The sequence below is a fragment of the Streptococcus oralis genome (assembly GCF_001075875.1).
Lineage (GTDB): Bacteria > Bacillota > Bacilli > Lactobacillales > Streptococcaceae > Streptococcus > Streptococcus oralis_I.
Map to the genome: position 1 here is coordinate 1 of NZ_JUOS01000104.1, position 13,694 is coordinate 13,694.

12 protein-coding genes and 1 tRNA gene are annotated in these 13,694 nt (G+C 34.1%); 8 read left to right on the top strand and 5 right to left on the bottom strand.

Annotation, left to right across the window (positions count from 1 at the left end; translation table 11 throughout):
• Positions 1-175 precede the first annotated feature (175 nt).
• The 5 genes from comE to rlmH all read right to left on the bottom strand — a co-directional run bounded on the left by comE (position 176) and on the right by rlmH (position 3,163).
• Positions 176-928 carry a competence system response regulator transcription factor ComE gene (comE, locus tag ADM33_RS06175; RefSeq protein ID WP_049503805.1) on the bottom strand — a complete coding sequence of 251 codons (753 nt, stop codon included), beginning with the start codon at positions 926-928 and terminating at the stop codon, positions 176-178.
• Positions 925-2,244 carry a competence system sensor histidine kinase ComD gene (comD, locus tag ADM33_RS06180; protein WP_049503806.1) on the bottom strand — a complete coding sequence of 440 codons (1,320 nt, stop codon included), beginning with the start codon at positions 2,242-2,244 and terminating at the stop codon, positions 925-927. Before comD ends, comE begins: the two co-directional genes overlap by 4 nt.
• Positions 2,245-2,266: 22 nt before the next feature.
• Complete coding sequence (gene comC / locus ADM33_RS11245; protein WP_152901835.1) at positions 2,267-2,401, bottom strand: competence-stimulating peptide ComC; 135 nt, start codon at positions 2,399-2,401, stop codon at positions 2,267-2,269.
• 165 nt (positions 2,402-2,566) lie between these two features.
• Positions 2,567-2,640: transfer RNA gene (locus tag ADM33_RS06185), tRNA-Arg, on the bottom strand.
• A gap of 43 nt (positions 2,641-2,683) precedes the next feature.
• The gene (gene rlmH / locus ADM33_RS06190; RefSeq protein ID WP_049503808.1) at positions 2,684-3,163 is read right to left on the bottom strand and encodes a 23S rRNA (pseudouridine(1915)-N(3))-methyltransferase RlmH; all 480 of its coding nucleotides are present in this window, start codon (positions 3,161-3,163) and stop codon (positions 2,684-2,686) included.
• A 184-nt stretch (positions 3,164-3,347) separates the two neighbouring features.
• On the opposite strand from rlmH, the gene ADM33_RS06195 reads away from it, so the two are divergent.
• The 8 genes from ADM33_RS06195 to mfd all read left to right on the top strand — a co-directional run.
• On the top strand, positions 3,348-4,532 hold the full coding sequence (locus ADM33_RS06195) for a S1C family serine protease (RefSeq protein ID WP_049503810.1): 1,185 nt from the start codon (positions 3,348-3,350) through the stop codon (positions 4,530-4,532).
• Positions 4,533-4,588: 56 nt separating this feature from the next.
• Positions 4,589-5,347: a ParB/RepB/Spo0J family partition protein gene (locus tag ADM33_RS06200; RefSeq protein ID WP_049503812.1), complete on the top strand. Its 759-nt coding sequence runs from the start codon at positions 4,589-4,591 to the stop codon at positions 5,345-5,347.
• A 221-nt stretch (positions 5,348-5,568) separates the two neighbouring features.
• Positions 5,569-6,924, top strand: a complete 1,356-nt coding sequence (gene dnaA / locus ADM33_RS06205) for a chromosomal replication initiator protein DnaA (RefSeq protein ID WP_049503814.1) — start codon at positions 5,569-5,571, stop codon at positions 6,922-6,924.
• Positions 6,925-7,081: 157 nt separating this feature from the next.
• Positions 7,082-8,218 carry a DNA polymerase III subunit beta gene (gene dnaN / locus ADM33_RS06210; protein ID WP_049503816.1) on the top strand — a complete coding sequence of 379 codons (1,137 nt, stop codon included), beginning with the start codon at positions 7,082-7,084 and terminating at the stop codon, positions 8,216-8,218.
• Between the two features lie 60 nt (positions 8,219-8,278).
• The gene (locus ADM33_RS06215) at positions 8,279-8,473 is read left to right on the top strand and encodes a DUF951 domain-containing protein (protein WP_049503817.1); all 195 of its coding nucleotides are present in this window, start codon (positions 8,279-8,281) and stop codon (positions 8,471-8,473) included.
• Between the two features lie 83 nt (positions 8,474-8,556).
• Complete coding sequence (gene ychF, locus ADM33_RS06220; RefSeq protein ID WP_049503819.1) at positions 8,557-9,672, top strand: redox-regulated ATPase YchF; 1,116 nt, start codon at positions 8,557-8,559, stop codon at positions 9,670-9,672.
• Between the two features lie 72 nt (positions 9,673-9,744).
• On the top strand, positions 9,745-10,314 hold the full coding sequence (gene pth / locus ADM33_RS06225; RefSeq protein WP_049503821.1) for an aminoacyl-tRNA hydrolase: 570 nt from the start codon (positions 9,745-9,747) through the stop codon (positions 10,312-10,314).
• Positions 10,307-13,694 (top strand): transcription-repair coupling factor (mfd, locus tag ADM33_RS06230; RefSeq protein ID WP_193390758.1); only part of this gene is annotated, 3,388 nt, incomplete at its 3' end. The genes pth and mfd, both read left to right, overlap by 8 nt.

Consider the following 13,694-nt stretch of genomic DNA (forward strand, 5'->3'; position numbering starts at 1 on the left):
ACCTACGACATCATGATTAACAGTCATGCGCTACTACCAACTGAGCTATGGCGGATTAAATAGTCCGTACGGAATTAGAACCCGTGTTACCGCTATGAAAAGACGATTTCTTAACCAACGGACCCTCTACCTGTAGCAGATATAACCATTATATCAATTTATCAAAAATTGTCAATTACTTTTTTTGGTTTTTAGCCATTAGTTCTCTCAATTTTTTAGTTTTTAGGCGAGAGATAGGACAACGATGATCTTCATAAAATACAACTTCCATTTTTTTACGATCAATTTCTCTCACATTACCAATATTGACTAAAAATGACTTGTGAGCTAGATAAAAACGTTGGGTTTCCTTATCCTTTTCTTGAATATCTGTCATTGTTCCATAGAATTCTTTGGCAAAATTCTTACCTACAATTCGTAATTTATGAGAAGTTCCAGTTGTCTCAATGTAGAGAATATCATGATAAGGAATACAAAGATCATTTCCTTTATAACTATAATCAAAATAATCAACGACTGATTGGTTTTCAAGTAAAGTAGTCTTAGTGTAAAGCACACAGTCGGCAACTCTATTTTTAAAAACTTGATCACTGGTTTCTTTATCAATGAAATCCAATGCTGAAACTTTGTATTTATAAGTCAAGGTAGCAAATTCAGATCGACTTGTAATAAAAACAATAATGGCATAAGGATTGCGGTGACGAATAAATTGAGCAACCTCAAATCCTTTTCTCTCAATTCCATTGATATCAATATCTAGAAAATACAGCTGATTAACTTCATCATGCTCTACATATTCTATAAACTCTCTCACTTTTCCTGTTGTTTTATAGGAGATAGGAATATTTGTTTCCTTAGAAATTTTATTCAAAGTTGTTTCCAACCTTACTTGGTGTTCTATAATATCTTCTAAAATTAATACTTTCATATCAGTTCCCTCTTAAATCTAATCACTTGTTTAAATACATCATTATCAATTTCTGTTTCTAAAATAACATTGTCATATTTTCCTAAAATTTCTTTAACATTATTGAGTCCAAGTCCTCTATGTCTTCCTTTAGTTGAAAATCCTAATTCAAATAAATCTTCAGATTTTACCTTTCTTTTTTTACAAGAGTTTTGGATAACAACTAGGGTTTCAAGATCCAATTTGATGATAGCTACCTCTAGTTGTTTTTGATAGCTTTCAACTGCCCCTTCAACAGCATTATTGAGCAGAACGCTCATCACGCGCACCAAGTCTAATAATTCCATAGACAAAGGTGTGATGATATCTTTTACCTCTAGTGTGTACTCTACATCATTAGTTTTCGCATTGACAATAGATTGAGCAATCAAACTACGAAGTGCTGAATCCTCAATATTGTTCAAATCGAAATAAGTATACTTATCTGAACGTAATTTTTGATTCGCCTTTACAAGAACTTCACTGTAAACTCTGTCAATTTCTTGTAAATCTTTACTTTCGATCGCCATTCTTAAGCTCACAAGCATGCCTGTATAATCATGGCGAAAACCACGAATTTCATTATATAAGGCAACAATCTCATCCGTGTAAGCTTGTAAATGTTTTTGCTCAAACTTCTTTTGTTCCAATTCGATTTCTTTTTCTATCTGAACTTTGTGAGAATTCATGGAGAAAAAAGTCAAAAGTAGACCAACAAAAACAATGGATGATAAAATACTTCCAAAACCATTTAAGTGACGAATCGTACTCACAATATCTGAAGTGAAAGAGACAACGTGTAGAAAAATAAATGCAAAGAGCACTTTCTTCATAAAAGGATATAGATAGTCTTTATCAAAATATTTAAATTCGAGATGGAAATAAGACACAACAACTTTAATAACCAAATAAGTTAAGATCAGGATAAATAGAGAAAAATAATTGTTATACTTCAATGCAAACTCATCTCCTGTAATAGATGATAAGGTTACTGATAAAAAGTTATTAGTACTATTATATAAAAGAGAAAATAATAGACTGATAAAAATTCCCTTAGATTTCTCATACTTCTTAAATCCAACAAAGTAACCAAATAGGAGGAAAGGAAATAAAAATTTAGACAAACTAAAACTATCTAATTTCAAGAAATAGAGAATTATTTCCAATACTAATGGTATTAGAAATATATAAAGACTAAAAAAATATTGGTCTTTTCTAGTTGCTTTACAAACCCATTCATGAATTTTACTAATAATAAAAACATAAACAATAGCAATTACTAATCCTAATAAATTCATTATTTCCCACCTTTATTTTTACTTACTTTCTTTTTGGAAAAAGAAAATTATTTATTGTATATGGAGGTCTCCATTCCCCACCTCTAATTTCCTGCAGTTCTTTTTCGTTCAATTGTTGGAAATCTTTCATCTGAGCAAAATCTGTATTCTTTTTCATAATATAAACTCCTATAATGTTTTTCTTGTAAATTAACTTACAAAAATATTATATAAAATCTACGATACCTATAGAGAATTATTTCTCAAATGCTCAAATTTTATTCTGAAATGTCAAATTTTTACAAAAAAAGCTGGGATTTTTTCCCAGCTTACGATTTAACACTGATCCCAGCAGGATTCGAACCTGCGACCGTTCGCTTAGAAGGCGAATGCTCTATCCAGCTGAGCTATGAGACCTTACTAATCTATCTTATCAAAAAAAGCTAGCTTAGTCAATCATCTATTTATGATAGGGAGAGCCCTGTTGAATCGAAAACGCTCTATAAATTTGTTCTACTAAGACTAATCTCATTAGTTGATGAGGAAGCGTCAATCTACCAAAACTAACAGAGATATTGGCTCTCTTTTTCACCTCTGGAGATAGTCCTAAACTCCCACCAATGATAAAAGTGATTGTTGAAAATCCATTGATAGAAGCTCTTTCAAGCTGCTTACTGAACTCTTCAGAAGAAAAAGTTGTTCCTTCAATAGCTAAAACAACTGCAAAATCACGTTCCCCTACTTTAGCAAGAATGCGGTTCCCTTCCAACTCCAAAATCTTTTGATTTTCAGATTCGCTGGCCCGATCTGGTGTTTTTTCATCAGCCAACTCAATCATTTCTAGATTAGCAAAGCGTGAAATTCTCTTGGAGTATTCTGCTATGCCATCTTTGAGATATTTTTCTTTCAGTTTTCCAACTGTTACCACTTTAATTTTCATTCTTCTATTCTAACATATTCACACTCAATTTCACATCTTATTCACAGATAAGATTTTGAAAAACTTCAATAAATTCACAGTTTTTTGAAAGTTATCCACAGATTGTGAAAAACTTTTTTGTTTTTAAGCTTGGATTAAGCTAGCTATTTTATACTTTCATTGATAAAAAAACATGGAGGCTTCTATGAAAAACTTAAAAACTAGTTCCAAAAAATTGGGACAACTTTTATTAGTCATTCTCATTAGCTTTTTTAGTGGGGTTTTAGGTACTTTTACAACATTGCAGTTCAGTCAAAAACAAAATAGTGGTACGACAACTACAACGACTGTCAGCAAAACAGCTGTAAAAAATGAAAACTCAACTACACAGGCAGTCGATAAAGTTAAAGATGCTGTTGTATCTGTCATTACTTACTCATCAAATTCTCAAAATAGTTTACTCGGATCTGATGAAACTGATACAGATACCAATGCTGAACAAGTATACAGCGAAGGTTCTGGGGTCATTTATAAAAAGGAAGGGGATACTGCCTACCTTGTAACCAATACTCACGTTATTAATGGCGCTAAAAAAGTTGATATTCGTTTAGCAGATGGCACAAAAGTCCCTGGTGAAATTGTGGGTTCTGATACTTATTCAGATATTGCCGTTGTAAAAATTGCTGCAGATAAGGTCACTACAGTAGCTGAATTTGGTGATTCTAGTCAATTAACAGTTGGAGAAACAGCTATTGCAATCGGAAGTCCTCTTGGTTCTGAATATGCCAACACTGTAACTCAAGGGATTGTATCAAGTTTAAATAGAAATGTCTCTCTAAAATCTGAAGACGGACAAGCTATCTCAACCAATGCTATTCAAACAGATACAGCTATTAACCCTGGTAACTCTGGCGGTCCTTTGATTAATATCCAAGGCCAAGTTATCGGTATTACATCAAGTAAGATCGCCTCTAATGGTGGAACATCTGTCGAAGGTCTTGGTTTTGCCATTCCTGCAAATGACGTAATCAATATTATTAAACAATTAGAAAAAGATGGAAAAGTAACTCGACCTGCTCTTGGAATCCACATGGTTAACTTATCAAATCTTAGTACAACTGATCTTCAAAAACTAAAACTTCCTGGAAATGTTACTTCTGGTGTCGCTGTTCGTTCTGTTCAAAAAAATATGCCTGCCAATGGACATCTGCAACAATATGACGTCATTACAAAAATAGATGATAAAGCTATTTCTTCCACTACTGAATTACAAAGTGCTCTATATAGTCACTCCATTGGAGACAGTATGACTGTTACTTACTACCGTGATGGTAAGGAAGAAACAACAACTATTAAATTAGATAAGAGTACTAGTGATTTAGATAAGTAATTTACAGATATGTAAAGTTGCTTTACAGAATATCTAAGTTGTGATAATGTAGAATTATGGAAGAATTTAAAATTGTTCAAATAAAAGATATTCAAAAAAATCCCTATCAACCTCGTAAGGAATTTTCAGAAGAAAAAATACAAGAACTGGCACAATCTATTAAGGAAAACGGCTTGATTCAGCCTATTATCGTTAGAAAATCTCCTGTACTTGGATACGAGATTTTAGCTGGAGAAAGACGATATCGTGCATCTATAGTTGCTGGTCTTTCCGAAGTTCCTGTCATTGTTAAGCAACTTTCTGATCAAGATATGATGCTTCATTCTATCATTGAGAATCTCCAACGAGAAAATTTAAATCCAATCGAGGAAGCTAAAGCATATCAGTCCTTAATTGATAAAGGTTTTACCCACACAGAAATTGCTGAAAAAATGGGGAAATCTCGACCTTATATTACAAATCTAGTTCGATTGTTAGGGCTACCTAAACATATCCTAACAAAAGTTGAAAGTGGGAAGCTTTCCCAGGCTCATGCTAGACTCCTCATTCAATTATCAAGTGATAAACAAGATAAACTCTTGAATCGTATTCAAACTGAAAATCTCTCTGTTCGACAAGTTGAACAGATACTACAAAAAACGAAGAAGATCAGCAAAAAAGAAAAAGATCACTTTGTCAAAGAGGAAGAGCAAACATTAAAAAAAATACTCGGATTAGATGTTCATATTAAGCTACAAAAAAAAGATAGTGGTAAAATTACTATTTCTTTCCATAACCAAGATGAATACCAACAATTTATTAACAGCCTGAAATAAGGCTGTTATTTTAGTATTCTTAACGAACATAGTTATCCACTGCATTTTAGTTTTTAAAAGCCCAGTATTTCAGAATTTTTCTTAGTTATCCACATTTTGTGGATAACAGTTAAAAACATTGTTAATTGTTTTCCACAACTTGTGGAAAAATAATCTTATCTATGGTAAAATGATTCTATCAATAAACCTTTTTAATTCTATAGTAAAGGAGGAGGAAATCATTGAAGGAAAAACAATTTTGGAATCGTCTTTTAGAACTTGCACATGATAAATTAACTCAGTCAGTTTATGATTTCTATATTTTAGACGCGAAACTTGTTAAAGTTGAAGAGACTACTGCAACGATTTTCTTACCCCGAGATGAAATGCAGATATTCTGGGAAAGAAATATCAATGGGATGCTTTTAGCGGCAGGTTTTGAAATCTATGATACTGAAATAAAAGCCCATTATGTCTTCACGAAAGTTGAAGAGGCTGCCTCTCAAGTAGACCTACATTCTGAGTCTACAAATAACTATCAGCAAAATCTGTCCACTATTCCATATTCTGAAACTGGACTCAAGGAAAAGTATACTTTCGATAATTTTGTCCAAGGAAATGGTAATGTTTGGGCTAAGTCCGCAGCTTTAGCAGTTTCTGAAGATCCTGGACTAACTTATAATCCTCTATTTATCTATGGAGGTCCTGGACTGGGAAAAACTCACTTGTTAAATGCCCTTGGGAATGAAATTCTAAAAAAGAGTCCAAATGCGCGTGTTAAATACATACCTGCTGAAAGCTTCATTAATGAATTTCTAGAGCATTTGAGACTCAATGATATGGAAAAATTTAAAAAAACTTATCGTAGTTTAGACCTCCTACTCATTGATGATATTCAATCTCTTAGTGGAAAGAAAGTACAAACTCAAGAAGAGTTTTTCAATACTTTTAATGCCCTTCACAATAATAATAAACAAATTGTTTTAACAAGCGACCGTAGGCCTGAACATTTAGAGAGTCTACCTGAACGTCTGGTCACGCGCTTCTCGTGGGGATTAACGACAGATATCACACCACCTGATTTTGAAACACGTATTGCTATTTTACAGAGTAAGACTGAACATCTCAATTATCATTTTCAGAATGATACACTCGAATATTTGGCCGGACAATTTGACTCTAACGTGCGAGAACTCGAGGGTGCACTCAATGATATCAGCCTAATGGCCAAAGTCAAAAAGATTAACGATATCACAGTTGATATTGCCGCTGAAGCTATTCGTGCTCGTAAACAAGACGTCAGCAAAATGATTGTGATTCCAATTGATAAAATCCAAACAGAAGTTGGAAACTTCTATGGTGTTAGTGTCAAGGAAATGAAAGGAACTAGACGTGTTCAAAATATCGTTTTAGCCCGTCAAGTTGCTATGTATCTAGCCAGAGAAATGACTGATAATAGCCTTCCTAAGATTGGAAAAGAGTTTGGTGGTAAAGACCACACAACGGTAATTCACGCTCATGGAAAAATCAAATCCATGCTTGAAACAGATGATAATTTACGTATAGAAATTGAAAACATCAAAAAGAAAATTAAATAACTTGTGGATAACTTTTACAAAAATCTCTTATTTATCCACATTTTTTAAACAAGGCTCTGTCCTTGAATTTTCTTGATTACAAGTGTTTTTCCACAGATTTCACACACTCTATTATTACTATTATCCTTCTAATAATAAAAAGAATAAAGGAGAATCCATGATTCATTTTTCAATTAATAAAAACTTATTTTTACAAGCCTTAAATACAACAAAGAGAGCTATTAGCTCAAAGAATGCAATTCCTATCTTATCGACTGTAAAAATTGATGTTACCAATGAAGGAATTACCTTGATTGGATCAAATGGTCAAATCTCAATCGAAAATTTTATATCGCAAAAAAATGAAAATGCAGGTCTCTTGATTAACTCTTTAGGTTCAGTTCTACTGGAAGCTTCTTTCTTTATCAATGTTGTTTCAAGTCTTCCAGATGTAACACTTGATTTTAAAGAGATTGAACAAAAGCAAATTGTCTTAACTAGTGGAAAATCAGAGATTACTCTTAAAGGAAAAGATAGCGAGCAATATCCACGTATTCAGGAAATTTCTGCAAGCAATCCTTTAGTTCTTGAAACAAAACTTCTTAAAAAGATTATCAATGAAACAGCTTTTGCAGCTAGCACCCAAGAAAGCCGTCCTATTTTGACGGGGGTACATTTTGTCTTGAGCAATCATAAAGAATTAAAAACAGTTGCGACAGACTCTCACCGTCTTAGTCAGAAAAAGTTGACTCTTGAAAAAAATAGCGATGATTTTGATGTTGTCATCCCAAGTCGTTCGCTACGTGAATTTTCAGCTGTTTTTACTGATGATATCGAAACAGTGGAGATTTTCTTCGCCAATAATCAAATTCTCTTTAGAAGTGAAAATATTAGCTTCTACACACGTCTCTTAGAAGGAAATTATCCAGATACCGATCGATTGATTCCAACAGATTTCAATACAACAGTGACTTTTGACGTTGCTAAACTACGCCAGTCTATGGAACGTGCTCGCCTCTTATCAAGTGCGACACAAAATGGTACTGTTAAATTAGAAATCAAAGAAGGAATTGTAAGTGCCCATGTTCACTCTCCAGAAGTAGGGAAAGTAAACGAAGAAATTGATACTGAAAATGTAAGTGGTGCTGATTTGACAATTAGTTTCAACCCAACTTATTTGATTGAAGCACTAAAAGCTCTAAATAGCGAAAAGGTTACAATCAGCTTTATTTCAGCAGTTCGTCCATTTACTTTGGTTCCAGCTGATACAGATGAAGATTTCATGCAGCTCATCACGCCAGTTCGTACAAATTAATGGAAAGAGGTTGAGCCTAGCTCGCCTCTTTTATGATATAATCGAAAAAGGAGACTAACTATGTATCAAGTTGGAAATTTTGTTGAAATGAAAAAACCTCATGCTTGTACGATTAAGTCAACAGGCAAAAAGGCAAATCGCTGGGAAATTACCCGTGTTGGTGCAGATATCAAAATAAAATGTAGTAATTGTGACCACGTAGTCATGATGAGTCGCTATGATTTTGAAAGAAAAATGAGTAAAATCATCGACTAAGAACCCTAGTTAGAGGGTTAGCAAGTTTTCCCTTTTTGTGTTATAATATTGAAGATTGAAATGTGAACGGAGAATGAGAAACTATGGCTTTAACAGCAGGTATCGTTGGTTTACCAAACGTTGGTAAATCAACCCTATTTAATGCAATTACAAAAGCAGGAGCAGAGGCTGCAAACTATCCTTTTGCGACCATTGATCCAAACGTTGGAATGGTAGAAGTTCCAGATGAACGCCTCCAAAAATTGACGGAAATGATTACTCCTAAAAAGACAGTTCCAACAACCTTTGAATTTACAGATATTGCAGGGATTGTAAAAGGAGCATCAAGAGGAGAAGGTTTGGGAAATAAATTCTTGGCCAATATCCGTGAAGTTGATGCGATTGTTCATGTGGTTCGTGCCTTTGATGATGAAAATGTCATGCGTGAGCAAGGTCGTGAAGATGCCTTTGTGGATCCGCTAGCAGATATTGATACTATTAACCTAGAGTTGATTCTTGCTGACTTAGAATCAGTCAATAAACGCTATGCGCGTGTAGAAAAAATGGCGCGTACACAAAAAGATAAGGAATCAGTTGCAGAATTTAACGTTCTTCAAAAGATTAAACCTGTTCTTGAAGACGGTAAATCAGCACGTACCATTGAATTTACAGATGAAGAGCAAAAAGTAGTCAAAGGTCTTTTCCTTTTGACCACGAAACCTGTTCTTTATGTAGCTAACGTTGATGAGGATGTCGTTGGAGACCCAGAATCTATCGATTATGTGAAGCAAATTCGTGAATTCGCAGCAACAGAAAATGCAGAGGTAGTGGTTATTTCAGCGCGTGCTGAAGAAGAAATTTCTGAGTTAGACGATGAAGATAAAAAAGAGTTTCTTGAAGCCATTGGTTTGACAGAATCAGGAGTTGACAAATTGACTCGAGCTGCTTATCATCTACTAGGACTTGGAACTTACTTCACAGCTGGTGAAAAAGAGGTTCGTGCATGGACCTTTAAACGTGGCATGAAAGCTCCTCAAGCAGCTGGTATCATCCACTCTGACTTTGAAAAAGGATTTATTCGTGCAGTGACCATGTCTTATGACGATTTGGTAAAATACGGCTCTGAAAAGGCTGTAAAAGAAGCTGGACGTTTGCGTGAAGAAGGAAAAGAATATATCGTGCAAGATGGCGATATTATGGAATTCCGCTTTAACGTATAATCAGTATTTAAAATAATGTCAATTAGGTTGGAAAAAAATTCCAACCCTTTTGACTTTTGAAAGGAAATATAAATGACAAAATTACTTGTAGGATTGGGAAATCCAGGGGATAAATATTTTGAAACTAAACATAATGTTGGATTTATGCTGATTGACCAACTAGCAAAAAAACAGAATGTTACCTTTACACACGATAAGATATTCCAAGCTGAGTTAGCCTCATTTTTTCTTAACGGTGAAAAAATTTATCTGGTGAAACCGACGACTTTTATGAATGAAAGTGGAAAAGCTGTTCATGCATTGTTAACCTACTATGGTTTAGATATTGAAGATTTACTGATTATTTACGATGATCTTGATATGGAAGTAGGAAAAATTCGCTTGAGAGCCAAGGGATCAGCTGGTGGTCATAATGGAATTAAGTCGATTATTCAACATATCGGTACACAGATTTTCAATCGTGTAAAGATTGGTATTGGTAGACCTAAAAAAGGAATGTCTGTTGTTCACCATGTTTTGAGTAAGTTTGATCAAGAAGATTATATTGGTATTTTACAATCTATTGACAAGGTTGACGATGCTGTAAATTATTATTTACAAGAAAAAAACTTTGAAAAGACGATGCAGAAATATAATGGGTAAGGAAATGGCATTAATCGATTTCTTTTTAGAGAATAAACAAATTCTATCTTGGCATAAGAACTTACCACAGCAACAAAGACAATTATTGCTAGGACTTTCTGGATCAGCAAAATCGTTAGCGATTGCTAGTAGTCTGAAGAGTCAGGATAAGGTTTTAGTGATAACTTCCACATATGGAGAGGCGGAGCGTCTGGTCAATGATTTAATCTCCATATTAGGTTCGGATCTAGTTTATCCATTTCTAGTAGATGATTCACCGATGGTCGAATTTTTAGTATCATCTCAGGAAAAGTTTTTTTCTCGGGTTGAAGCTTTGCGTTTTCTACGAGATGAGTATCAAAGAGGGATTTTAGTTTGTAACGTCGCAGCTAGTCGGGTATTCTTACCAAGTCCTCAAGTTTTTGATGATAGTATCTTAGAACTTCAAGTGGGCCTGGAATGCGAACAAAGAGAATTAAAAAATCACTTGATTTCCCTTGGTTATAAGAAAGTTACACAAGTTCAAAGTCAGGGAGAGTTTAGCCTTCGTGGAGATATCCTGGATATCTTTGAAACTTCTCAACTATCTCCTTACCGGATAGAATTTTTTGGTGATGAAATTGATGGTATAAGAGAATTTGATACTGAAACTCAGCTTTCTAAAGACAGTCAGTCTAAAGTACTGATATATCCAGCAAGTGATATTTTACTAACTTTTGAAGATTATCATCGTGGTCAGAAATTTTTAGAACATGAGATTGATAAGGCACTTTCTCCAACTTTAAAGTCTTACTTAGAAGAAGTTTTTAGTTGCACGAAAGAGCAAGTTCTTCATGCAGATATTCGCAAGTTTTTGTCTGTATTTTATAAAAAACAATGGACATTGATAGACTATTTGAATCAAATTCCTATTATCTTTGATGATTTTCAAAAAATCTTGAATCAGTACGATGCTTTTGATAAGGAAACCGCTAGCTACTTTACAGATGATTTACACAATAGTAAAACAGTGTCAAGTTTACAATATTTTGCTGATGTAGAAAGTCAATTCAAAAAATATTTACCAGCTAGTTTCTTTTCAAATTTCCAAAAAGGGCTTGGAAATCTAAAATTTGATTATCTGTATCAATTTAATCAGTATCCTATGCAGGAGTTCTTTAATCAGTTTTCTTTTCTGAAGGAAGAAATTGAACGTTATAAAAAATTGAAGTATACAATTGTTCTTCAATCAAGTACCAAAACAGAATTAAAGAAACTGTCAACGATTCTTGATGAATATGATATTAAAGTTGATAATAGTAATGAAAGTGAAATCTGTAAAGGAACTGTCAATCTTGTTGAAGGAAATCTTCGTCATGGATTTCATTTTGTAGATGAAAATCTTGTATTTATCACTGAATATGAGATTTTAAAAAAGAAGATTAAACGGAAATATAGAAGACAAAATATAAGCAACGCTGAGCGATTAAAAGATTATAACGAGCTCCAAAAAGGAGATTATGTTGTTCATCAAATTCATGGTATTGGTCAATATTTAGGGATTGAAACGATTGAAATCAAAGGAATTCATCGAGACTACGTAAGTGTCCTATATCAAAATGGAGACCGTATTTCCATCCCTGTAGAGCAGATACAGACTCTTTCTAAGTATGTCTCTAGTGATGGTAAGGCTCCAAAGTTAAACAAATTAAACGATGGACGTTTTAAAAAAGCCAAGCAAAAAGTAAAGAGTCAAGTTGAAGATATTGCAGATGACTTGATTAAGTTATATGCCGAGAGAAGTCAACTTAAAGGATATGCATTTTCAAAAGATGATGAAGATCAGGTTGCTTTTGACGAAGCATTCCCATATGTAGAGACTGAGGACCAACTTCGAAGTATCGAAGAGATCAAGAAAGATATGCAGGCTTCTCAACCGATGGACCGACTTTTAGTTGGAGATGTTGGTTTTGGTAAGACTGAGGTGGCCATGCGAGCTGCATTTAAGGCTATCAATGATCATAAACAGGTTGTCGTTTTAGTACCAACTACCGTTCTTGCTCAGCAACATTACAGTAATTTCAAGGAAAGATTTGAGCAATTTGCTGTTAACGTAGATGTTTTAAGTCGTTTCAGAAGTAAAAAAGAACAGACTGAGACACTTGAGAAATTAAAAAAAGGTCAAGTAGACATCTTGATAGGGACCCATAGAGTATTATCTAAAGATGTTGAGTTTGCTGATTTGGGGTTGATGATTATTGATGAAGAACAACGATTTGGTGTTAAGCATAAGGAAGCTTTGAAGGAATTAAAAAAGAAGGTTGATGTCTTAACCTTGACAGCTACACCAATTCCTCGAACTCTTCATATGTCTATGCTGGGTATCCGAGATTTATCAGTCATAGAGACTCCTCCAACAAATCGATATCCTGTTCAAACCTATGTTCTGGAACAAAATGATCGTGTCATTCGTGATGCTGTATTGAGAGAAATGGATCGTGGTGGTCAAGTTTACTATCTTTACAACAAAGTTGACACGATTGAAAAAAAGGTTTCAGAGTTACAAGAGTTGATTCCAGAAGCTTCGATTGGCTTTGTTCATGGACAAATGAGTGAAATTCGTTTGGAGAATACGCTACTTGACTTTATAGAAGGACAGTATGATATTCTTGTCACCACTACGATTATTGAAACAGGAGTGGATATTCCAAATGCAAATACTTTATTTATTGAAAATGCGGATCATATGGGTCTGTCTACCTTGTATCAATTAAGAGGTCGGGTTGGTCGTAGTAACCGAATCGCTTATGCTTATCTTATGTATCGTCCAGATAAAACTTTGACAGAAGTTTCTGAGAAGAGATTAGAAGCTATCAAAGGTTTTACTGAACTGGGTTCTGGTTTCAAAATCGCTATGCGTGATTTATCCATTCGTGGAGCGGGTAATCTTTTAGGAAGTTCGCAGTCTGGTTTTATTGATTCTGTTGGTTTTGAGTTGTACTCTCAGTTGTTAGAAGAAGCAATAGCTAAGAAAAATGGAACTGACAAAAAACGTGAAAAAGGAAATGCTGAATTAATTCTACAAATTGACGCTTATCTTCCGGATGAGTACATTTCAGATGAACGACATAAAATTGAAATTTACAAGAGAATTCGTCAGATTGATAACCGTGTCAACTATGAGGGATTACAAGATGAGTTGATCGATCGTTTTGGAGAATATCCAGATGTGGTTGCTTACCTTTTAGAAATTGGATTAGCTAAAGCATATCTTGATAAAGTATTTGTCAATCGTGTTGAAAGAAGAAATAATAAGCTTGTTATTCAATTTGAAAAAATATCTCAACAACTATTCTTAACTCAAGATTATTTCCAGGCTCTTTCTCAGACAAGTTTGAAGGCCAATATTTCAGAAAATCAAG

What these genes read in the sequence shown, in the direction of transcription:
- comC (WP_152901835.1), bottom strand. Translation starts at nt 2,401, where the DNA reads ATGAAAAAGAATACAGATTTTGCTCAGATGAAAGATTTCCAACAATTG.
- dnaN (WP_049503816.1), top strand. Translation starts at nt 7,082, where the DNA reads ATGATTCATTTTTCAATTAATAAAAACTTATTTTTACAAGCCTTAAAT.
- comD (WP_049503806.1), bottom strand. Translation starts at nt 2,244, where the DNA reads ATGAATTTATTAGGATTAGTAATTGCTATTGTTTATGTTTTTATTATT.
- ADM33_RS06215 (WP_049503817.1), top strand. Translation starts at nt 8,279, where the DNA reads ATGTATCAAGTTGGAAATTTTGTTGAAATGAAAAAACCTCATGCTTGT.
- ADM33_RS06195 (WP_049503810.1), top strand. Translation starts at nt 3,348, where the DNA reads ATGAAAAACTTAAAAACTAGTTCCAAAAAATTGGGACAACTTTTATTA.
- comE (WP_049503805.1), bottom strand. Translation starts at nt 928, where the DNA reads ATGAAAGTATTAATTTTAGAAGATATTATAGAACACCAAGTAAGGTTG.
- rlmH (WP_049503808.1), bottom strand. Translation starts at nt 3,163, where the DNA reads ATGAAAATTAAAGTGGTAACAGTTGGAAAACTGAAAGAAAAATATCTC.
- pth (WP_049503821.1), top strand. Translation starts at nt 9,745, where the DNA reads ATGACAAAATTACTTGTAGGATTGGGAAATCCAGGGGATAAATATTTT.
- ADM33_RS06200 (WP_049503812.1), top strand. Translation starts at nt 4,589, where the DNA reads ATGGAAGAATTTAAAATTGTTCAAATAAAAGATATTCAAAAAAATCCC.
- ychF (WP_049503819.1), top strand. Translation starts at nt 8,557, where the DNA reads ATGGCTTTAACAGCAGGTATCGTTGGTTTACCAAACGTTGGTAAATCA.